Raw genomic sequence first — 20068 nt, 5'->3', positions numbered from 1 at the left:
CTCCGGAGGCATGCTTCGCTTGTCTCGGCGGACTCTGCTGGGTGCCGGACTGGCGTCGTTCGTCGGTGGTTGCAGCTCTGACCGCCCTCTCGTGGACCGGCTGGTCGTGGCCGGCGGTGAGCGCGGCGGGTTCTACCTGGAGTTCGCGCAGCTCCTCGCCACCCAGCTGACGGCTGCGAAGGTCGCCCGGACCGTCGAGGTGCGGTCGACCGAGGGCAGCCTGCAGAACCTGGAGCTCCTGCGTCTCCGGCAAGCAGACTTGGCAATCTGCCTCGCCGACGCCACGGCGCAGTCTCGCGAGGTTGTTGCCCTGGGCAGGGTTTACGAGAACTACTTGCAGTGCGTGGTCCCCGCGGCCGGACCCGCCCGCCAGTTGCCCGACCTCGTCGGCAAGCGGGTGTCCGCCGGGCCACCAGGCGCCGGTGCCGCGCTGACCACGAGCCGGCTCCTCAGCGCAGCCGGCATGCACGCCGACCGTGCCCCCGTGGTCGCCAACCTCCATCTGTCGGACGCCGCTGACGCGCTGGCCGCAGGACGGATCGACGCGATGTTCTGGTCCGGTGGGGTACCGACCCGACGGCTGTCAGATCTCTCCGCTCAGGTACCGATCCGCCTGCTGCCTCTTGATCGGTGGCTGGCCCCACTGCGCACGACGTACGGCGTGGTCTACCAGCGGGCGCAGATCCCGGCCGGTACCTACAGCGGTGCCGAACAGGTCAGCACAATCGGCGTACCGAACCTGCTGATCTGCCGACCCGAAGTCCCGCGCGCGGTCGCTTCGAAGATCGTCGACGTCCTCGTCAACCGCGCAGCGGGCCTCGTACCGGCCGCCGCGGTCGGCGCGCACTACCTCGACCCGAACTCGCTCATCGGCACCAGCCCGCTGAAACTCCACCCAGGCGCAGCCGACCGCTACCGCACCGTCCACGGCTGATCTACTCCAGACCGTAGGCTCGAACGGCGTTGTCGCGGCCGAGCATTTCGACGTAGCGGCGGGCGTCGGCCGCGCCGATCAGATCGTCGGCCAGCCACTCGTCGAGCACCCGGCCGACGGCCCGGCGCCAGAGCCACGATCCGCACGCGTACAGCTCGGGCAGGCCGAACGCGTCCGAGGCGTAGAGCAGCTTGTGCATCGGCGCCATCTCCAGCGACTCCCGCACCAACGTCTGGCTGGACGGCCCGCTATGGCTGACTGCGCAACTGGTATCCAGCCAAACGTGCGGGAAGAGCTGCGCGAGAATGCCGGCCTGACGGATGTACGGGTAGCAGTGCAACAGCATCAGCTGAGCGCCGGTCGTCCGTGTCGCGTGCGCGAACGCCGTGAGGTGGGACGGATCGCAGCGGTGCAACACGATGTCCGGGTCGCCGTACCCGACGTGCAATTGGATCGGTTGACGGAGTTCCACCGCCCGCCACAGCAGATGCCGCAGCAGTACCGGGTCCGCGAGATGCGTCGGTGCGCCTGCCTCGATCGCCGTCAGCCAGCGGTCCGCGGCCGCGGTGACCTGAGCAGGTTCCGGTGGGGCCGGGTCGAAGTCGAGACCGTACCGGTAGGCGATGATCGACTTGACGCCAACGGCATGTGCGGCGGCTGCCTCCAGCGCGTCGTCGAACGCGCCGGCGAAACCGGCGGCAGTACAGCTTGGCGCGATCGACTCCGCGAGCGCCTCTAGACGCACGATCTCCTCGGTAGCCGCGCCGGTCAGGGTCGCCATCTCGTCCGGCGTCATGATCGTCCCGGCCCGGAAGCCGGTGTCGAGCAGGTATCGCTCGGTTCCGCTCGACGCCAGTAGCCGCGCGCTGACCTCCGTACCGCCCAGCTCGTCGCGGCGCTGCAGATATTCCTCCGCGGTGCAATGTCGTGGCAGGTCGAGCAAGGGCGCGCACACCGAGCGCACCGTGATCCCGAACGGGTTGTCGAACACCGACGTACCGGGTGGGGCGGGCCAGTCCGATTCGGTGGCCAGCAGCTCCACCTCCGCACCGGTCGCGGTGCCGGTCAGTACGCCGTGGCAGTGGTGGTCGATCAGCGGCAACTCGGCGACCAGCTCCAGGATCGGTCCTTGATCGCTCATGCCGACCACGCGAACCGCAACCGGTCGGCCACCGCGGACGGGTCCTGACCTTCGAAGGCGGTCACCTCGTACCGTCGTACAGCCAGCAGCGCGGACAGCAGATCTGCGCCGAGGATGTGTTTGGCCTGGGCCGAATCCTGGAGCGCATCCAGCGCCGCGGTCTGATCGGTAGGCAGCGTCCGGTGCTGCACGTCGGCCGGATGAGTGGTGACCTCGGCCGGCAGCGGGGTCCTGCGCCGCAGTCCGTCCACGATCAAGCCGAGCACGACCGCGGTCGCGAGGTAGGGGTTCGCGGACGGATCAATACATTTGACCTCGATGTTCGCGCTCCCTGCCTCGACCGCGCACAAGCGCACCGCGGCCTCGCGATTCTCCAGTCCCCAGCAGGCGAACGCGCCCGACCAGTGCCCGGGAAGCAGCCGCTGACCCGACAGTACGGACCCGGCGAGTACGCCGACCACGCCAGGCAGCCCGTCGACGATGCCGCCGATCGCGGACTCGCCCTCCACGGTCAGCCCATGCGGACCGGGCCCGCCGGACAGCATCGGCGTACCATCGCGATCGAGCGAGACATGGATGTGGGCCCCGTTGCCGCTACCACCCGCGAACGGCACCGGCGAGAACGAAGCGGCAAGCCCCGCACGCCGCGCCGCGCGGCCGATCACGACGCGCGCCAGAACAGCCATGTCGGCCGCGGCGACCGGATCGCTGGGGGAGAAGGAGATTTCGTACTGGTTGTCGCCGTACTCCGCATGACATTGCACGACGTCGAGCCCGGCGGTTCGGCAGTCGTCGAGCAGCCGCAGAAGGAAGTCCTCCCGGTCCAGCCCTGCGCTCAGGCCGTAGCAGCTCCACGGGCGTTCGGTCAGTGCGCTGCCGTCGGCGGCGGTGAGTACGAACTCGACCTCGCAGCCGACGGTCGCGGTCACGCCGAGGGACGCCAACTCGCCCACGGTCTCCCGTAGCCGCCCGCGTGTACACAGCGCCGAGGGCGATCCGGACTGTTCCTGGAACTCCGCCGGCGCCCAGGCCAGGCCGCCGCCGAGCACGCGCAGCGCGCGCAGATCGGGCCGCAGCCGCTGATCACCGACCACGCCCAGCTCAGGCGTGAACGCAATGCCGTTGTCGACACAGAACACATGCCAACTCGGCGCCGCCCCCAGCCCGGCACGATGCGTCTCCGCAACCCTCTCCCGCGGCACAAACTTCGCCCGAACCACACCACCGGGATCAACAGCAGTCACCGCGAGCGCGCCGACCGCACCCCGCCCAAGCTCAGCATCGAGCTCAACCAGCGCACCCTCACCGAGAACAGGAACCAAATCCGAAGCCATACAAGAAACCGTCTCACCTCACCCACCGGCTGCCTCGCACGACCCAACGAAACGGCCCGCGCATTTCGTACCGCCGACCCGCAACCTGCACAGAACCTTCACGAGTCGGCGTGCCTGTCTGACCAGGTTGGCTCCTATGGTCGGAGCGTGGTAGTTGACGGAGTGGGCCGCCGGATTCTGGTGGTCGAGGACGAGCCGGTGATCAACCAGGCGGTGACTGACCGGCTGCGTGGGTCCGGGTACGACGTTGTGCAGGCTTGGGACGGGCCAGGAGCGGTCGAGCAGTTCGCGGCGAGCGCGCCGGATCTGGTGCTGCTGGACGTGATGCTTCCTGGGCTCGACGGGCATGAGGTGTGCCGGCGGATCCAGGCTGAGCGGCCGGTGCCGGTACTGATGCTGACCGCGCGCGACGACGAGGCGGACATCCTGGTCGGGCTCGGGCTGGGGGCGGACGACTACCTCACCAAGCCGTTCCGGATGCGGGAGTTGGTGGCCCGCATGGCGGCTCTGCTGCGGCGGGTCGAACGGGCTGCCGAGTTGGCTGCCCGACCAGCTGCCGAGGTGGGCAACCTGCGGATCGACTCGGCGGCGCGCCGGGTCTGGGCCGCCGGGGCCGAGGTCCATCTGACGCCGACCGAGTTCGATCTGCTGCTCTGTCTGGCGGCGAAGCCGGGTGACGTCTTGACCCGGGAGAACCTGTACGCCGAAGTCTGGGGCTGGCCGGGTGCGTCCGGGACTCGCACGGTCGACAGCCACGTGAAGGCGTTGCGAGCCAAGATCGGCGCCGACCGCGTGCGAACGGTCCACGGCGTCGGCTATGCCCTCGAGCCCGGGAGTACGACGTGAGTGGCCCGCTGATGGATCAGGTCACGTCGGTCAAGGTCAAGCTCGGTCTGCTGGTCGCGATCAGTGTGACGGTGGCTTCGGTCGTCGCCGCGGTGGGGGCCGTCGGCGACGTACCTGCCTGGCTCAGCATCCCGGTCACGGTGGCCCTGGCCCTCGGCGTCACCCAGTTGCTGGCAGTCGGCATGACCTCGCCCCTCCGCGAGATGACCGCTGCGGCCCGGCGGATGGCGCGTGGCGACTACTCCGGCCGAGTCACCGCGACCTCGAGCGACGAGGTGGGAGAGCTGGCGCGGGCCTTCAACCGGATGGCTGAGGACTTGGAGGCCGTCGACCGCCAACGCCGTGAGCTGGTCGCGAACGTGAGCCATGAGTTGCGTACGCCGCTTGCCGCGCTGTGTGCCGTACTCGAGAACTTGGTCGACGGGGTCGCCGAGCCGGACCCCGTCGCATTACGGACAGCGCTCGACCAGGCAGAGCGGCTCTCGGCACTCGCCTCGGATCTGTTGGATCTGGCCCGCGTGGACGCCGGTGCGGCTCCACTGTCCACCACACAGGTCGCGGTCGCGGAGTTGCTGGAGCAGGCCGTCGCCGAGGCTCGAGTGACCGGTCGTGAGGTGTGGTACGACGTACGCGTTGCGCCACAGGACCTCAGTGTCCCGGCAGACCCAGGACGGCTGCACCAGCTGATTGCCAACCTGCTCGACAACGCGTCCAGGCACAGTCCTGCCGGTGGAGTCGTCCGCATCACCGCCGAGGCCACGGCCACCGGGTGGCACTTGGAAGTGGCGGATGACGGGCCGGGTGTCCCTGCCGCCGACCGGGACCGAGTCTTCGAGCGGTTCGGGACGCTGACGGAGGCGGGCGGTGGCGGTGGCACAGGTCTGGGTCTCGCGATCGCCCGCTGGGTGACCGATCTCCACGGCGGCACGATCCACTTCGTCGACCCTGCGCCGGGCAGCACGGGTGCCCGCGTCCGCGTCGACCTACCGCACGAACCACGTCAACACATTCAGGTCGTCAAGCACGTCCAACGGCAACACACGCAGGTCATCGAGAGGGAGCCCGCCATGCCCATGCAGGTCGAGACGCCCGCACCCGCTGCAGCGCCAGTGAGAGTGTCGGAGCCAGGGATGGATACGCTGTTCGGCAGGTTCTGGCCGGAGACCGGCCTGCCCGGCAACGTCCGTGCGGTCTTGTCCTGCTTGGCAGTCGGCCTGCTGGCCGGCATCGTCCTGCCGTTCCGCGACCTCGGTGTCGGCACGCTCGTCGTACTGCTGGCAGCCGGGGGAGTGATCCTCGGCTTCAGCGTCAACCGCCGGTCTCGCTTCACGCAAGCCTGTGCTGCTCTCTGCGCGCTCTTGGCCGTAACAGCTGTACTCCGGGACGCGGAATGGATCGTTGTCCTGTGTCTGCTGGCGGGCGGAGCGGTCTGCATGGCCGGACTGGTCAACGGCCGCTCTCTACCGAGCTTCGTGCTGGCCGGTTTGGCCTGGCCGCTCGCTGCGCTCCGGGGACTGCCGTGGCTGGGTCGCTCTGCACAGGCCGTGAGAGGTCTACGGACGAGCGCTGCGGCGCTGCGGACTGCGGTGTGGTCGTTCCTGGCGGTCTTGGTCTTCGGACTGCTGTTCGCCTCGGCCGATGCGGTCTTCGCTGAGTGGGCGGGCGTCGTCCTACCTGATCTGAAGCTCGACACGTTCGTACTGCGTTCGTTCATCACCGTGGCAGTAGGTGGCGTCGTACTGGCAGCGACGTACCTCGGGCTGAATCCGCCCAGGGTCGAACCCGCGGGCGCTCCGGTGCGGCCGGTCGCACGCCGGTACGAGTGGCTGGTGCCGGTGCTGCTTGTGGATGCGGTGTTCCTCGTCTTCCTGGCAGCGCAGGCGACTGCGAACTTCGGTGGGCACGAGTACCTGGAGCGCATCACTGGGCTGACCTACGCGGAGTACGTGCACCAGGGCTTCGGCCAGCTCACTGTGGCCACTGCGCTCACTCTGCTCGTGGTGTGGGCCGCCGCTCGCAAGGCACCGCGTGCCACGCCTGCTGACGTGGCCTGGCTGCGCGGGTCGCTCGGTCTGCTCTGCTTGCTGACCTTGGTGGTGGTCGCGTCCGCGCTCTACCGGATGCACGTCTACCAGGAGGCGTACGGCTTCACCCAGCTCCGGCTGCTCGTCGACGTGTTCGAGGGTTGGCTGGGTCTGCTCGTGTTCGGCGTGATGGTGGCCGGCGTGACCATGAAGGCTGCCTGGTTGCCGCGGGCCGCACTGCTCAGCGGCGCCGGCCTCCTCCTCGGGATCGCGGCCATCAACCCCGACGCATGGATCGCCCAGCGCAACGTCGACCGCTACACCGCGACCGGCAAAGTCGATTGGTACTACCTGCAAAGCCTGTCCGACGACGCCGTACCAGTACTCACCACTCTGCCGGACGACGTCGTCTACTGCGCACTGACCGCTCGTGAGCCCAGCAAGAACGACTGGCTCGAGTGGAACCTCGGCCGTCACCGCGCCAACCCCCTCATCCGCACCCACGCCGGCCCCACCCCAGCCACCTGCAGAAGCGAACCAGCGGGATAGCAGTTGCCCCCAGCAACCACACCACACAAATCAGGCGGCGCGAGAATCGCGCCGCCTGATGGACTACAACAGTTGTTTCAGTGTCTGAGGACGGACCCGCACCTTAACCACACGGTGGGATCAGTCGCCGAGGCGTTGTGGGCCGTATGCGCCGGTGAGGAGGAAGTTGACGTTTGCGCCGAAGGTCGCCTTGAAGCTGCCGAAGCTGCGGATCGGGGTGGTCGGGCCGGTGGTGTGGCCAACGGCGAACACGGTGCCGAGGTTGGTGTCGTGGTCGAAGGCGGTCAGCAGTGTGCTGTTGGCGCCGCAGCGCTGGGCGACCAGTTCGTCGTAGCCACCGAACCCGCTGGCGCGGACCTGTGTCACGATCGGCTTCATCGGCGCGGTCACGGGGATCCGCACCGTGTACAGCTGGCCGCCGCGAGTGGTGACGAGCAGCGTGTCGTACGTCGCGGTCTCGGCGATCAGCGTCATCGCCCGGACCGAGCTGAAGCCCGGCGCCGAGCCATAGGCCTTGGGCGTGGGCGACATCTTGTAGCGGTAGATCGATCCGTTGGCGTGCAGGCCGTACAGGAAGTAGTGCTGGTTGGCGCCGTACACGTAGTTGGAGTCGGTGATGTGGCTGAAGCCGCTCCAGCCGGTGCCGAGCTTGGTGGCGCGGACGGTCGGTGTGGTTGCGGTGCCGGTGTAGATCGTGGCTGCGGCGTACAGGTTCGCGCCTTGCAGGATCATCCCGTAGTAGGCGTCGGTGGATCGGTCGGACTCTTCGTACCAGGTGGAGCTCGCCCGGACGCCGAACAGCTTGTACTGGCTCAGGTTGGCCACCGTGGGTGGCTTGGTGGCGGTGATGTGGTACCCGCCGGCGGTGCCGGTGGCGTTGACGGCACCGACCGCGACGCCGCAGGCAGTGGTGGCGGCCTGGGCGGCGGTGGTCGGAAGGGTGGCGGCGGCCTTACCGGCGGCCCGGAACGAGTCCGGCCCCGGCGCGGTCGCGCCCGCGGTCAGAGGGACCGCCGCTGCCGCGGCCAGGCTCAGACCGGCCATCGTCAGCGCAACACGTCGCATGCTCAACACAGAAGTTCCCTCTCGTTATGCATAACCCCCACGGGCGAGTGGCCCGTACGCGAGTTAGACGTGCGGACCGGATGGTTTGGTTGAGTGCGAATTTCGATTTCTTCGTATTGGCATTTCCTGAGAGAATTCTCAGGATGAATGGTTCGGGAATTGCTGAGAATTTACTCAGCAACGCTTTTGTTGGGGTGGCGATATAGCCGGCGCTTGCCCAGCGGTGCTGGTTTCGTTCGCGTTGCCGGCGGTGGGCTTGGAGCGTGGGTAGGTCAGGATCTCAGGTCTCGTGCTCGATGCTGTCTTGATGTAGTTCGAGCAGGTGAAGCACGGGTACGCCCAGGTGCCGGCGGGCCTGTGCCGACCAGTCGATGTGGAGCAGCTCGGCGATGACGTGCCGTCGGGTCAGTACGACGACTTCCTGCCCGTTCACCTGTTCGATGTAGGCGACGAGCTCGTCGACCGGGTGTCTGCGGGTTACCAGGCCTTCGGCCTCGCGATCAAAGGATCGCAGTCGTCCGACGCTGCGCTGAAGTGCATCGGTCGCCTGGGCGTCGATCGCCAGCTGCGCAGCGTCCGCCGCCGCACGCACCTCGTCGTCCGCGCCGACGGCGTACCGCTGGGTTGTGATACCGAACAACTCCGACCCGGCAAGGTTCGTCAGCGACGCCTCGACCTGGGCTCTGGCGTCCTCGCAGGGAAGCACCAGGTGGAACCTGACACGGCCTGGCGCGTCGGCGTACAGCTCCACGAGCCGTTCCGCATCGGCCACGCTCAGCTCTTCTTCGACCAAGACCACCACGTCGTACATCCGAGTCACCTCCTCTGAACCAGTACCCCGTTCGCCTCGCGAGCGCACTCCGAGGCCGGTCCCGGCAGTCGGTCCGTGGATGTCCGGGTTGCATGCGCGCGCAAGACAGCTCTCGATTCCGGTTACCGCCGGCTCATGTGTTTCTTGGTCTTGCTGACATGCCACTGTGGCAGCAGCAGGAGCGCGTCGGGCAGCGAATCGTCTTCACTCCGGCTACGTAGGTACCGCTGGACTCCGTCGTGGTCGACATGAATCCGCGGTCCGCGGCGGCCGTCGGAGCGGCGAACGTATGCTCGCGCATCCCCGTGATCCAGCCATGCAACGAAGTCGGCAACCGAAGACTCCTCCGGTCCCAGGTCGCCTTCCCACCGGACAGCAGCGATGTTCCTGACATCGACCGCGTCGTCCACTCGGATCGCCGTCACGTACAGCGTTGTGTAGCTTGCCAAGCTCGCCATCAGAACGACTTCCTCCCCACCCTTGTTCGCATCCTGTTCTGCAACTGGCAGCGGGGGAAGACCTCAGCCGCACCTGCGTCCGATCCGCGAGGCTGCCCGTGGGGTGACTGACCGGGACAGTGGCGGTGAGTAGCTACGCCGCCCCCGGCCGTGGTCAGCGCGACCTCGACCTCCGGCCGGTTGCCCGGTTCCGCTGTGGCGCAGATGACAACCAGTTGCGCCAGGCAATCAGCGGATGCTGTCCACACTGGGTGGTTCGCTCGGAGCCATCGAGCAGGAAGCTCTGCGCGTTCGATCGGGCGGGCTCTTGCATCTGTTCTCGCACCCCGTCGGAGTCGTACGCTCGATCAAACGCACGCGCTACAACTCGGGAAGCGGTGGGGGCCATGTCCTTCGAGGCAAAACGGTTGCGCGTTGAGGTTCCGTGGGAGGGAGATGGGGAGTTGGCCGCTGCCGACGAACCCATCATCAAGGGTCAGTGCCTGGACTGGGCGAGCAACGTCGTCGGTAGCTGTCTGGACTTCTTCACGACCGCGCTGCTGGTGAAGGGGGCATTCGCGTTCGACGCTGGACAGATCCCGGCGATGCGAGCACAGCTCGAGGAGCGGCTGTCCCAGCTCGACGAGGCCGAGCGGGGGAATCTGGCCCCGGGCAGTGACCGCGGCTGAGCCGTCACCGACATTCAACGACCTGGACGCCGCGGGCGGCGGCCGGATCGCTGAGTTGTCCCGCTCCGCCGTGCGTTACGGCGAGCGGCTCGTGGTGCTCCCGGAGGCCCTGCTTGCGGCGCGGATCTACTCCTTCGGAGGTCGGCCGCTCGCTGCGCGGCTCCGCCGTCAGTTCCCGGATGCTGCCGCGGTGGCTGCCTTTGTCGAGTCCTCGTGCGGACCGGTTCTGCGCCGGGACTGGCACGAGCTCCCCGGCACGCCGCACTGGCGGCGTTGGGCGGCAGTAGGCACCTCGGGCCGGGTCGCGGGCAAGCTCTATGTCAGTGTCGTTCCCGAAGCACTGCCCGAGGCGGTCGCGATGGTTGCGGCGCTGGCCCGGGCGTCGAGCATCGCCGCCTTCAAGGTCGGTGCCGATGCTGCCGGCATCTGCCGTCCGGACCGGCTCGTCGTGTACGTGTCGGCGTTCGAGGATCTCCCGGCCCTGGGCGCGCTCCTGCGCGGGCGGCTCGCAGGGTGTCCGGCGGACGGCGTTCCGTTCACCGCTGCGGTGACGCCGGACGGCATGTTGTCGTGGGCGGTTGACCGTCCGGAGGGGGCAAGTTGGCGACAGTGGCTGACTGCCCGGTTGGCCCGTCACCTGCACGCCGCCGTCGATGCGGGGGCACCTGATCCCGGATGCGTTGCCCTCGACTGCCTCCGGCTCGATGGTGTCGACCCGGTGCAGTGGACGCCGGTGGCGATCTGATGGGCTATCTCGACTTGTACGTGCTGCCTGCGGATGTCCTCATCACACCGTTGTCCGGGTTGCCGGCGACGTACCGAGAGCAGATCCACGCCGAGGCCGACGAGTACGCCGTTACGCGGCCCAGGTCACGGCTTGCCTCGACTGTGGTCGACGCATCGACAGCAGCGCTGTTGGAGCGATTCCGGCAACCGAGGACGATCGTCGACGCGGTGGTCGAGCTCAGCCTGGCCGAGGGCCTGGACCCGCGCGCGATCCTTGATGACGCCGCGCAGATGGTCCGGCGCTTCGCTGACCAGGGCGTGCTCGCTCCCGCGGACAGTCCGCTCGCCGCGCCGATCGTCGCCGAGCTTGCCCTGGGGGACCGACTCGGCGCGATCGAGGTGCTCGAGCCGGTGCAGGTGCTCGTCGATGTCGAGGTGCACCGGGGCCGGGCGGCCGACGGTACTCCGGTCGCGGTCAAGCTCGCGCGCCGGGCCGCCGACGCGAGTGCCCGAACGGCGCTTGCGCACGAGGCCCGGGTCCTTGACTGGCTTGGGGGAGACGTAGCGCCCGAGCTGATGGCGTCCGGCGATCTGGACGGTCGCCCCTGGATCGCAACCCGGTGGTGCGAGGGTGTGGACGCCGCCACCGCTGCGGCGGCTCTGCGTGGCGCCGACGCCGACGCAGTGCCGGGCGCCCTGCTCCGCCTCGCCGAGGCGGTCCTGGAGGCGTATTGCCGACTTCACGCCCACGGCGTTGTCCACGGTGACGTGCATCCACGCAACCTCGTTGTCGACGGCACCGGCATCGTCACGGTGCTCGACTTCGGGACATCCGTGCTGGATGGCGGCCGCGCGGATGACCACGCGGATGGCCGCCCCGGCGTCGATCTCTATGCGGAGCCGGAGGTAGCCGAGGCGGCACTGGCGGGCGCACCGTTGCCCGCACCGATGCCCGCCGGCGAACAGTTCGCGTTGGGCGTGCTTGTGTTCGTGCTCCTGACGGGGGACCATCCCTACGGCTTCACGGCGGACCCTCGCGAGTTGCTCCGCCGTATCCTGGACCGGCCGCCGTCGTTCGACGACCGACTGTCCGGCCTGGCAGGAATCGAGCACGTGATCCGCCGCGCGCTGCAGCCTCGTCCAGTGGATCGCTACGCGTCCACGGCTGCCCTGCTCGACGCGTTCCGCGCGGCCGTCGCGGCACGGCCCAGTGCCCGTCCGGCGAGCGGCCCGAGGTCCCGACCGGCGGCTTCGGACCGCTTGATGGCGACTGTCCTCGACCGCCTGGCACCGAAGGGTGCCTGGTTCGATCCGCCTTCGGTTGCTGATCCCATGGTGATGCATGGCCTAGCGGGGAGGGCGTGGGCGATGTTGCGGTGTGCGGAGTCACGCGGCGACCCCGGGTTGCTGGCCGTGGCGGATGTCTGGTCGACCGAAGCGGCCGTTGCAGTCGCCGACCTTCGGGGCAAGGTCTCCTTGCTGCACGGAGCCGCCGGAGTGCACGTCGTACGTCTCGCTGTGGCGCGGGCGCGCGCCGACGAGGCCGAGCGAGCAGACGCGTTGGCTGCGTTCGTCGACGCGGCGTCCGAGCCGTCGGAAGGCGCGGACGTCACGCACGGGCGTGCGGGCCTCCTGCTCGGGTGCTGCGCCTTGCTCCACGACGCCCTGCCCGAGGAACGCCGCAGACTGACCGCGCTGGGGGTACGGCTCGCCGACGGCCTCGAGGCAGATGGCAATGCCTCGTACGGCGTCGCGCACGGCACCGCGGGCCGGTTGCTCGCCCTTCTCCGGTGGTCGGAGGCGACGGGAGTTCCCCCTGCCGAGAGAGTGGCGGAGCGACTGGACACCTTGGCCGGTGCAGTCGCCGGCGCGGCGCGGCGTCAGCAGTCGGTCTACCCGGGCGCCGTACGGGATGCACGGCAATCCCTCGTCGCCAGCTGGTGCAACGGCGCTGCCGGACTCGTACATGTCTGGCTCGCGGCGTACCGAGTGCTGGGCGACGACCGATGGATCCGCCTTGCTGAGCAGACAGGTAGGGCGGTTGAGCCCGGCGCAGGCCCGACGTCCGGCGACCTCTGTTGCGGTCTCGCTGGGCAGGCCTACGCGCTGCTCGCTCTGTACCGGGCCGGCGGCGAGGCGCGATGGCTGGAATCCAGCCGTCGGCTCGCCGAAGGTGCCGCCGAGGTCATCTCCCGGGTTCGCCCGGATGTTCGCGACAGCCTCTTCGCTGGAGAACCCGGCGTCGCGACCCTCGCCGCGGATCTGGCCCACCCCGCCGACGCCCGGATGCCCCTGGTCGACCCCTGACGCTGGTCGGGTCCGGTCGGCACAACACCTTCCGGGGAAATGTGACCCGGGTCAGCCTCGACTAGACCTGATGCTCAGGCTCACGAGGGAGGGAAAGTGTCATGGGACGGGTCCGTCCTCCAGTTGGCTGACTCCGTTGGTCCTGGAGACCGATGGGACTGTGGTCCCGCTGTCCTACGGTTTTGGCCGCGACTACGCGCTCGGGAGTGTGCAGGAGGCCCCGCTGGCCACGCTCGCCCAGCGCTGGGACGCCGAACCGTTGCGGCGCCAGGCCCTCGCCCTGTACGCGGAACTCGTCCGCGACGACGTCAAGTTCACCAACTGGTACGAGTGGATGACGCGTCGATCGACACCGGCGCTACCCAACAGCAGCTCCCAAGACCCGGTGGTACCTCCAGCTCGCGCGGTACGTCGGGTTTGACGCTGAGCGGCTGCAGTCCGCCAGGATCGCGTCAGCCGACTGCGAGCGACCCGAAGTTGCTGTAGGCAACCAGTTGTTCCGTGCTGCGGCCGCGAACTCGGCACGGTGGTTCTCCCACTGCCGCGTCCTGGTGGGTGGCCGGGCTCACCTCTCGCGTCGCTGGCCAATTGTGAGATACCCGAGTGCCGCGCAGAGCGCGGCTGTTCGTATGGCGTGTGCGATCTGCCAGCGATCGCGGAGGCGCGCCCAGTCGGTCGGCGGACTCTGCGCGCTCCATCCCCGCTGCTCGAGGTTGATCGGACCGTTGACCACGAGGGTGACGACCACGGCCGCCAGGATCAGAGCCAGCGCGATGACGGTTGGTCGCAGTTGTGACCGGTCGGTGTTGTACGCCTGGATGACGGCCATCACGACGGCGATGAGCGTGACCGCGAACACGGCGCCGATGAACCAGGTGAAGGACTCGTACTCAGCCTGACGGACGAGGATGTAGTGCGGGCCATCGAGTGAGCGCAGAGCAAGCTCGAGCGCGAGCACAGTCAGGGCGACGCCGACAAGGATCCCGCAGCTGATCTGGCTCGCGCATCGTACGTTCCTGCCGAACATCGCAGTCTTCATCGCCACTCCTCTCCCGCTGACATCGTCTCCTCGAGTTGACGTCAGAATCGGTCGACGTGTGACATCAGTCCGCCTACTCCCGCGTGCATTTGGGGCGCCGGCGGTGAACAGGTGGATAGGGTCGCTGTTCGATCCGATGCATCGTGACGAGACTGTGACGAGGCTCTTGGAGGCCGACGACTCATACATCGACCAGCTTGGCAACGTTGCTAGGGCACTCGACCGACCGAGTCCCGAGCATCTGAAAGAGCTCTACGCCTCGCTGCGATCGGTGCTGACGTACCACCACGTCGAGAAGAGTGTTGACGTGGAGGTCGACCCGATGGGCGACCGTGTGGATAAGGTCTGTGTCCGAGGACGGACACGCACCTTAACCACACGCCTGGACCTTGAGCCCGATGTCCCTGGTCGAACTCTGTAGGCGCTCCTGCCAGGCTCTCCCCGGTCAGCCATCGGTAGCGCGAGGAAGGAGCGCGGCTGTAGCTCACCGGCGAGGCTGACCCGCCCAGCTCGGATCGGGGCCCGCAGCACGCGTGACGGTCGCTGGGTCCAGGGCGAGTTTCGCTTCGACGGCAGTAGCACCCAGATGGGCGACCTCGGGTGTTCGAGATGAACAGCACGCACGAGGTGACCGTAGGGTCCTTGGAGGACGACGAGGCGCCCGGGGACAGCGTCTGTACGGGGCACGCCCGGAGAACTGCTGATCGCACGTGGCGCAGGACGACGTGAGCGGCGACGTGCCGACGCCGCTCAGGCTCGTGCCGGCTGAGCTACGTATCGGCCGGCCGGGGATCAGGCCAGCAGCCGCACGGCCGTCAGCGTGACGACGACAGCAACCATTGAGATCGTGATCACCCGGATGGTCGTCCCGCGACCGTCCAAGTCATCGATCCGTGGGGCCTTCCGACGGACCTTCTTCCGTGGGTTCGTCGTTCGAGCGTTCTGCCCGGTGCTGTTCCTTGTAGAGCTCGATTCCCAGGTGCCGCAGGATTGCTTGCTCGGCCATGGCCGAGCCGGTGCGCCGGCTGGCCACGGTGCGTTGCGCATCGGACTGCGTGCGGTGCTTCTCGACGTCGCTCATGACTGACTCCCTTCTCACATCTCCAGCACACGCCTGACCGCGCACGCCCGGCAGGGCAAAAGTTCCCGTGCGGGTGGACCGGACGGCCCTGGTAGGTCGCCGGCGGAATTCCGGCGATGGCCGCGACGGTGGAGATCTGCGCACAGCTGACGCTGACCGGCCTAGTCCGATGGGGACCTTGGCCCCTGGGGAGCGTCGACGACCCGCCTGACCCTCGATTGCATCGCCGCCGGCCGGCGGCGACGCAGGAGGGGGAAGGACCGATGAGATTCACACGGACCTACGGCGTGATAGCAGGGATCGCCGTTCTGCTGGTGGGGGCGGCGGGAACCGCCACCGGCAGCATGCGAGCACCGACGGCGACGCCCGGGATCACGATCGCGCCGGCACCGGCGGCTCCGGGACAGGCCCAGTTCGTGCCCGGTGCGAGCAACTTTGTGCCCGCGACGTCCGCGCCGGCCACGGATGTCGGAAAGCAAGCGGTACAGACTCTCGCGGCACCGTTCTACGCGTGCTCAGGGTTCAGCGGGCTGGATGCACAGAACCCGTTGGCGAATCTGTACGCCGACAAGTTCACGTGGCAGCCGTACGCGGCGTACAAGGTCGGCAACGGCGGCGGAAACATCAACTGGGCGCTGAATCCGTACAAGAACGCCAGCTGGTACATGTGGTTCCACTCGCTGCGCTGGCTCGGCCAAGGGATCATTGCCGGGAGCAAGGGTGACCTGACGGCGCTCACCAGGGTGAACACGATCGCGTACGACTGGTACCGCGACAACCCGTACTCGTGGAAGGCGAACGTCGGCGCGTGGGAGTCCACCATGCACCGCACCAACGTGCTGATCTGCCTGCGCCAGGCGATCCTGTCCGGACTGAAGGTCACAACAGTCCCCGCTCGCTATGCGTGGGTCGACGCGGCGCTGCTCAGCCACGCGCGGTTCCTCACGAACTACTGGAGCGGCGCCTGGAACCACGGCACCGACGAGAGCATCGCGCTGTTCGGTGTCGGGGTCACCTTGAGCCGCAGCGACTACAAGAACCTCGCGGTGCAGCGGCTGGCGGCGGCGATCACCACGTCGATCGACGCGCAGGGGTCGACCAATGAGCAGTCGACGGGCTACGCGTCGTTCAACTACTCGCTGTGGGGCCGGGCGATCACCGTGCTGCAGAACGGGGGAGTCGATCCCGGTACGACGATGGTGACCCGGCGGGCGCTGCTGGGCAAATGGTTGACGTTGGCAACGAACTCGCTGGGCAAGCTGCCGCAGATCGGCGACACCGAGCTGCAGGCGACCTATCCGTGGCCGGGGACGCCGATGGAGTACGCCGGATCGCTGGGTACGCGGGGCACCGCGCCGCCGTGGCGGGTCGGGGTCTACTCGGCCGGGTACGTGTTCGGGCGCACCGGCTGGGGCACCGATCCCGCACGCGGGTTCGCGGGCGAGTCGGCGTACAGCATCCGGTTCGGGCCGGCGCGGGCGTTCCACGGGCAGTTCGACCACACGGGAATCACTTACACAGCGCGTGGGCGCGACATCGTCATCAATGGTGGGTACGCGGCGTACAACGCCGGTGTGTGGCGCACGTGGACGCTCGGTCAGACCGCGCACAGCGTGCTGTCGACACCGATGTCGACGTACCTGAACCCGGTCACGAAGCTGACGTCGTACACGGTGAAGACCAACTCGGAGTCGTACGTGCTCACAGACGCGCCGGGCAGCGGAATCAGCCGAGTACGGCGGGTGCTGGTGCTGAAGGACCCGGATCTGATCGTCACCTGGGACACGGCCTCGGCGCGGACAGCCCAGGCGTTCCAGACGCTGTGGCATCTGCCGGCCGATCAGCGGGCGACCGTGTACTCGCGGACGACCGCCACGGCGATGGCGCCGGGTGACAGCACGAGGACGGTCCTCTTCCAGCTCCCGTTCAGGCAGGCACTGCCGGCCGGAGCAACCCTGGTGAAGCAGGGACAGACCAGCCCGATCCAAGGGTGGACCTACCCGAGCAGCTACGTCCGCAAGTCGGCGCCGACGATCATGATGGCTCGCTCCGGCACGACGGCGTCGATCCTGTCGTTCGTCGTCCCGGTCCGTGCGTCGGGCGCGGTGACCTACAAGTCCTACTGGTCGGGGACGACGTTCATGGTCTCCCTGAACGTGGGTGGAAAGGCAGCGTCCATCGCGATCTCCGGCGGCGGTTCGCTCTACCGAGCCGGCTGACCCCGGCCGCGAGACCGGAGCACGTACTGCTGGAGGTGACCGCTCGTGGAGGTCCTGATCCGTGAGTGACGAGGGTCCGGCGCAGCTCAGGACCTTGGGCCCTGACCCCAGCGCGCCGGACCGCCGAATCTGGAAGTGCAGGGGAAAGACCGGCTCGCCGGAACCGAACCGACAAGGGGTGGCCGAGAGCCACGAGACCCACCGTCGCCAAGACGGACCACGGTCCGGGGAGCCGGTCCCCTGCGTCCAAGCCGGATCAGGGGAGGTTGTCATGAGTGCCGCGAAGCAACGTTCTGGGGAGCTGTGGGTGCTCATGCAGGCCCGTCGGCTGGGAATTGGCCGCAACCCGTTGCGCCGTCAGTCGGACCGGTTCGAAACCGTGCTGCTCTGGTGCGCGCTGACCGTCGCGCTGCTGATGATCCCGGTCGGGGCGGCAATCGGCAGCGGCGTACGGAACTCGCTCGACGCGTCGTCGGACCGGCAGCGGGCCGCCCTGCACCAGGTGCAGGCGCGGACGCTGGAAAGCGCGGAACACGAGGTGCCGAGTGTGCCCGGTGACGTGCTGACCATCATTCAGGTCGGGTACGTCGACACGCAGGGAGTCGACCGCCAGGGGTACACGAGCGTGGTCAGGGGCACCAAGACCGGCGCGGAGGTGACCGTCTGGCTGGACAACTCCGGGACCATCGTGGCCGCGCCGCGCTCCACGGCCGACGATGCGGCGTTCGGGATCACCGCGGGGATCTTCACCGTGTTCGGGTCGTGGCTCGTGCTGTGGGGACTGTTCCGCCTCGCGCGGGTGCCGCTGGACCGGCGCCGGCTGCGTACCTGGGACGCCGAATGGAACACGATCGCACCCCGCTGGCTCCGCGGCCAGAAGTAGGCGGCCAGAAGTAGAGCCGGTCCCTGAAGAGGAACCGGCTCGTTTCCGTCAACGACGCCGGACGATCCGCTCCATCGCGGACTGCACCGCGGCCTCACTGGGCTGCGGCCAGAACACGTCCCAGGCGTGGAAGATCAGGCCGATGCCCCAGCCGAACAGCGGAAAGGCCGGCCAGAAGAACCCGGCGCCGGTGAGGTACCAGATGACCATCAGGAAGGTGTTCACCGTCAGGTAGGCGAGGACGTGACCGGCCAGGTCACGCCGCTTGCGCAGTTCCTCGACCGCCTGCTCGCGCAACTTCTCGTCGGGGTCGGCCCGCAGCGGCCGATCGACGACCTTCTCGTCCTTGACTTCCATCACTGCCTCCTTGCTCCTCGTCTCCAGCGTGTGCCGGTGCGGGCCGGCCGGTCAGGGCAGCAAGACGTGCCTCGGGCAGGACCTTCGGCTCTGCTGGTCCGGCGTTTTCCGGTTCGACGCTGGAGGAAACGGACAAGCGACGGGAGGACGTGATGAGTACGACGACGTACCCGGTCCGGGTGGACGGGGCGCTCGACGACCGGCTGAATCGCTGGTTGTGGTTGGTGAAATGGGTGCTGGTGATTCCGCACCTGTTCGTGCTGGCGGTGTTGTGGATCGCGTTCGCACTGCTGAGCTTCGTGGCGTTCTTCGCGATCCTGTTCACCGGCCGCTACCCGCGGGGAATCTTCGACTTCAACGTCGGGGTACTGCGGTGGAGCTGGCGGGTGCAGTTCTACGCGTACGGCGCGCTGGGCACCGACAAGTACCCGCCGTTCACGCTGCACGACGTACCGGACTATCCGGCGCACCTCGAGGTGAAGTACCCGGAGCACCTGTCCCGCGGACTGGTGCTGGTCAAGTGGTGGTTGCTGGCGATCCCGCACTACCTCGTGGTCGCGTTCTTCGTCGGCAGCGGGACCTGGTTCGCGACGCAGGCGGACGACCGGGCCTGGGCCTGGGGCGGTGGGCTGGTCGGCCTGCTCGTTCTGGTGGCCGCGATCGTGCTGCTGTTCACCGGACGGTATCCGCGGTCGGTCTTCGACTTCGTGCTGGGGATGAACCGCTGGGCGCTGCGCGTGGCGGCGTACGCCGGACTGATGGTCGACGAGTACCCGCCGTTCCGGCTGGACCTGGGCGGCGACGATCCCGGTACGACGAAGTTGCACGAGCCGCCGCCCGCGGGCCCGGGAACGCCCAACAGGGCGTCACAGCTGCCAGGGCAGGCACCGCCCCGGATGACCGCCGGCCGGGTGATCGCGCTCGTCGTCGGCATCGTCGTGACGTTGGCCTCGGTCGCCGGCCTGGCCGTCGGCGGCGCGCTGGCCTGGCTCGACGAGGGACGCCGGGACTCGGCCGGCTTCGTCACCTCGGGTCAGGTGACGCTGAGCACGACCGGCTACGCGCTGACGAGTGAGAACTTCACGATCGACGTCGGCGCCACGACGATCCCACGCGACTGGTTCGGTGACGTCCGGATCCGCGTGACCTCGACCGACGGCGTACCGGTGTTCGTCGGCCTGGCGAGGTCGACCGATGTGGCGACGTACCTGACCGGCGTCGGTTACGCCACCGTCAGGTCGATCGGCACGAACCGGACGACGTACGACGACCACGCGGGTGGCGCGCCGTCGTCTTCGCCGGCCGAGCTGGAGATCTGGCGGGTCCAGTCCTCCGGTCCGGGTGAGCAGACGATCACGTGGCCGGTCGAGAACGGCGACTGGACGCTCGTCGTGATGGCGGCCGACGGCAGCGCGAACATCGGTGTCCGCGCGGACGTCGGGGCCACCGCTCCGTCCTTGGAGTGGGCCTGGATCGCCGTGCTCGCGAGCGCCGGTCTGACGCTGCTGCTCGGTGTCGCCCTCGTCGTGGTGGCGGTCGTCCGGCGGCCGCAGCCGGGACCTTCGGCCCTGCCAGGACCGCCGCCCGCGCCGATGGAATGAGAACAACGGAAGAGACCGACTGAAG

Annotated in this window: 19 protein-coding genes; 11 read left to right on the top strand and 8 right to left on the bottom strand. The window is 68.3% G+C overall.

Features of this window, described 5'->3' with window-relative positions; genetic code table 11:
• Positions 1 to 10: 10 nt before the first annotated feature.
• Complete coding sequence (locus tag E0H92_RS37645) at positions 11 to 934, top strand: TAXI family TRAP transporter solute-binding subunit (RefSeq protein WP_202874022.1); 924 nt, start codon at positions 11 to 13, stop codon at positions 932 to 934.
• 1 nt (position 935) lies between these two features.
• On the opposite strand, the gene E0H92_RS37640 is transcribed toward E0H92_RS37645, so the two are convergent.
• The gene (locus tag E0H92_RS37640) at positions 936 to 2075 is read right to left on the bottom strand and encodes an amidohydrolase family protein (protein ID WP_131499655.1); all 1140 of its coding nucleotides are present in this window, start codon (positions 2073 to 2075) and stop codon (positions 936 to 938) included.
• Positions 2072 to 3409, bottom strand: a complete 1338-nt coding sequence (locus E0H92_RS37635) for a type I glutamate--ammonia ligase (protein WP_131499654.1) — start codon at positions 3407 to 3409, stop codon at positions 2072 to 2074. The genes E0H92_RS37640 and E0H92_RS37635 overlap by 4 nt, the downstream gene beginning before the upstream one ends.
• 147 nt (positions 3410 to 3556) lie before the next feature.
• On the opposite strand from E0H92_RS37635, the gene E0H92_RS37630 reads away from it, so the two are divergent.
• Both E0H92_RS37630 and E0H92_RS37625 read left to right on the top strand, forming a co-directional pair.
• Positions 3557 to 4255: a response regulator transcription factor gene (locus tag E0H92_RS37630; RefSeq protein ID WP_238173766.1), complete on the top strand. Its 699-nt coding sequence runs from the start codon at positions 3557 to 3559 to the stop codon at positions 4253 to 4255.
• Entirely contained in the window at positions 4252 to 6828 is a 2577-nt protein-coding gene (locus tag E0H92_RS37625) for a DUF4153 domain-containing protein (protein WP_131499653.1), read from the top strand. Before E0H92_RS37630 ends, E0H92_RS37625 begins: the two co-directional genes overlap by 4 nt.
• A 120-nt stretch (positions 6829 to 6948) precedes the next feature.
• On the opposite strand, the gene E0H92_RS37620 is transcribed toward E0H92_RS37625, so the two are convergent.
• The 3 genes from E0H92_RS37620 to E0H92_RS37610 form a co-directional block, all read right to left on the bottom strand.
• The gene (locus tag E0H92_RS37620; RefSeq protein WP_131499652.1) at positions 6949 to 7893 is read right to left on the bottom strand and encodes a hypothetical protein; all 945 of its coding nucleotides are present in this window, start codon (positions 7891 to 7893) and stop codon (positions 6949 to 6951) included.
• Between the two features lie 280 nt (positions 7894 to 8173).
• Complete coding sequence (locus tag E0H92_RS37615) at positions 8174 to 8704, bottom strand: hypothetical protein (RefSeq protein WP_131461335.1); 531 nt, start codon at positions 8702 to 8704, stop codon at positions 8174 to 8176.
• A gap of 122 nt (positions 8705 to 8826) precedes the next feature.
• Positions 8827 to 9162 carry a hypothetical protein gene (locus E0H92_RS37610; protein ID WP_131499651.1) on the bottom strand — a complete coding sequence of 112 codons (336 nt, stop codon included), beginning with the start codon at positions 9160 to 9162 and terminating at the stop codon, positions 8827 to 8829.
• Positions 9163 to 9548: 386 nt separating this feature from the next.
• On the opposite strand from E0H92_RS37610, the gene E0H92_RS37605 reads away from it, so the two are divergent.
• The 4 genes from E0H92_RS37605 to E0H92_RS37590 all read left to right on the top strand — a co-directional run bounded on the left by E0H92_RS37605 (position 9549) and on the right by E0H92_RS37590 (position 13284).
• Positions 9549 to 9830, top strand: a complete 282-nt coding sequence (locus E0H92_RS37605; protein ID WP_131499650.1) for a hypothetical protein — start codon at positions 9549 to 9551, stop codon at positions 9828 to 9830.
• A complete protein-coding gene (locus E0H92_RS37600) occupies positions 9817 to 10575 on the top strand; it encodes a carbon-nitrogen hydrolase family protein (protein WP_131499649.1) in 759 nt (252 codons plus the stop codon). The genes E0H92_RS37605 and E0H92_RS37600 overlap by 14 nt, the downstream gene beginning before the upstream one ends.
• Positions 10575 to 12863 (top strand): lanthionine synthetase LanC family protein, encoded by a 2289-nt coding sequence (locus tag E0H92_RS37595; RefSeq protein WP_165550216.1) that lies wholly within the window; start codon positions 10575 to 10577, stop codon positions 12861 to 12863. The genes E0H92_RS37600 and E0H92_RS37595 overlap by 1 nt, the downstream gene beginning before the upstream one ends.
• A 136-nt stretch (positions 12864 to 12999) precedes the next feature.
• Positions 13000 to 13284, top strand: a complete 285-nt coding sequence (locus tag E0H92_RS37590; RefSeq protein ID WP_131499647.1) for a hypothetical protein — start codon at positions 13000 to 13002, stop codon at positions 13282 to 13284.
• A 144-nt stretch (positions 13285 to 13428) separates the two neighbouring features.
• On the opposite strand, the gene E0H92_RS37585 is transcribed toward E0H92_RS37590, so the two are convergent.
• The gene (locus tag E0H92_RS37585; RefSeq protein ID WP_202874020.1) at positions 13429 to 13902 is read right to left on the bottom strand and encodes an anthrone oxygenase family protein; all 474 of its coding nucleotides are present in this window, start codon (positions 13900 to 13902) and stop codon (positions 13429 to 13431) included.
• 103 nt (positions 13903 to 14005) lie between these two features.
• Between E0H92_RS37585 and E0H92_RS37580 the strand changes: the two genes are divergently transcribed.
• Positions 14006 to 14323 carry a hypothetical protein gene (locus E0H92_RS37580; protein WP_131499646.1) on the top strand — a complete coding sequence of 106 codons (318 nt, stop codon included), beginning with the start codon at positions 14006 to 14008 and terminating at the stop codon, positions 14321 to 14323.
• Between the two features lie 462 nt (positions 14324 to 14785).
• Here the strand turns inward: E0H92_RS37580 and E0H92_RS37575 are convergent, their stop codons facing one another.
• Positions 14786 to 14983: a hypothetical protein gene (locus tag E0H92_RS37575; protein WP_131499645.1), complete on the bottom strand. Its 198-nt coding sequence runs from the start codon at positions 14981 to 14983 to the stop codon at positions 14786 to 14788.
• Positions 14984 to 15246: 263 nt separating this feature from the next.
• Here E0H92_RS37575 and E0H92_RS37570 point away from each other — a divergent pair, with 263 nt between their 5' ends.
• Complete coding sequence (locus E0H92_RS37570; RefSeq protein WP_238173765.1) at positions 15247 to 17202, top strand: heparinase II/III domain-containing protein; 1956 nt, start codon at positions 15247 to 15249, stop codon at positions 17200 to 17202.
• A gap of 271 nt (positions 17203 to 17473) precedes the next feature.
• On the top strand, positions 17474 to 18085 hold the full coding sequence (locus E0H92_RS37565; protein ID WP_131499644.1) for an Rv1733c family protein: 612 nt from the start codon (positions 17474 to 17476) through the stop codon (positions 18083 to 18085).
• 48 nt (positions 18086 to 18133) lie between these two features.
• Here the strand turns inward: E0H92_RS37565 and E0H92_RS37560 are convergent, their stop codons facing one another.
• Positions 18134 to 18442, bottom strand: coding sequence for a 2TM domain-containing protein (locus tag E0H92_RS37560; RefSeq protein WP_131499643.1), 309 nt, complete (start codon positions 18440 to 18442; stop codon positions 18134 to 18136).
• Positions 18443 to 18594: 152 nt separating this feature from the next.
• On the opposite strand from E0H92_RS37560, the gene E0H92_RS37555 reads away from it, so the two are divergent.
• On the top strand, positions 18595 to 20043 hold the full coding sequence (locus E0H92_RS37555; RefSeq protein ID WP_131499642.1) for a DUF4389 domain-containing protein: 1449 nt from the start codon (positions 18595 to 18597) through the stop codon (positions 20041 to 20043).
• The last annotated feature ends 25 nt before the right edge of the window (positions 20044 to 20068 follow it).

This window comes from Kribbella speibonae (assembly GCF_004331375.1).
In the GTDB taxonomy this organism is placed as follows: Bacteria; Actinomycetota; Actinomycetes; order Propionibacteriales; family Kribbellaceae; genus Kribbella; species Kribbella sindirgiensis.
The sequence above is the reverse complement of the archived record's forward strand: the minus strand, read 5'-3'. Positions and strand labels throughout refer to the sequence as shown.

What these genes read in the sequence shown, in the direction of transcription:
- E0H92_RS37645 (WP_202874022.1), top strand. Translation starts at nt 11, where the DNA reads ATGCTTCGCTTGTCTCGGCGGACTCTGCTGGGTGCCGGACTGGCGTCG.
- E0H92_RS37640 (WP_131499655.1), bottom strand. Translation starts at nt 2,075, where the DNA reads ATGAGCGATCAAGGACCGATCCTGGAGCTGGTCGCCGAGTTGCCGCTG.
- E0H92_RS37635 (WP_131499654.1), bottom strand. Translation starts at nt 3,409, where the DNA reads ATGGCTTCGGATTTGGTTCCTGTTCTCGGTGAGGGTGCGCTGGTTGAG.
- E0H92_RS37620 (WP_131499652.1), bottom strand. Translation starts at nt 7,893, where the DNA reads ATGCGACGTGTTGCGCTGACGATGGCCGGTCTGAGCCTGGCCGCGGCA.
- E0H92_RS37615 (WP_131461335.1), bottom strand. Translation starts at nt 8,704, where the DNA reads ATGTACGACGTGGTGGTCTTGGTCGAAGAAGAGCTGAGCGTGGCCGAT.
- E0H92_RS37610 (WP_131499651.1), bottom strand. Translation starts at nt 9,162, where the DNA reads ATGGCGAGCTTGGCAAGCTACACAACGCTGTACGTGACGGCGATCCGA.
- E0H92_RS37605 (WP_131499650.1), top strand. Translation starts at nt 9,549, where the DNA reads ATGTCCTTCGAGGCAAAACGGTTGCGCGTTGAGGTTCCGTGGGAGGGA.
- E0H92_RS37595 (WP_165550216.1), top strand. Translation starts at nt 10,575, where the DNA reads ATGGGCTATCTCGACTTGTACGTGCTGCCTGCGGATGTCCTCATCACA.
- E0H92_RS37585 (WP_202874020.1), bottom strand. Translation starts at nt 13,902, where the DNA reads ATGAAGACTGCGATGTTCGGCAGGAACGTACGATGCGCGAGCCAGATC.
- E0H92_RS37575 (WP_131499645.1), bottom strand. Translation starts at nt 14,983, where the DNA reads ATGAGCGACGTCGAGAAGCACCGCACGCAGTCCGATGCGCAACGCACC.
- E0H92_RS37570 (WP_238173765.1), top strand. Translation starts at nt 15,247, where the DNA reads ATGAGATTCACACGGACCTACGGCGTGATAGCAGGGATCGCCGTTCTG.
- E0H92_RS37565 (WP_131499644.1), top strand. Translation starts at nt 17,474, where the DNA reads ATGAGTGCCGCGAAGCAACGTTCTGGGGAGCTGTGGGTGCTCATGCAG.
- E0H92_RS37560 (WP_131499643.1), bottom strand. Translation starts at nt 18,442, where the DNA reads ATGGAAGTCAAGGACGAGAAGGTCGTCGATCGGCCGCTGCGGGCCGAC.
- E0H92_RS37555 (WP_131499642.1), top strand. Translation starts at nt 18,595, where the DNA reads ATGAGTACGACGACGTACCCGGTCCGGGTGGACGGGGCGCTCGACGAC.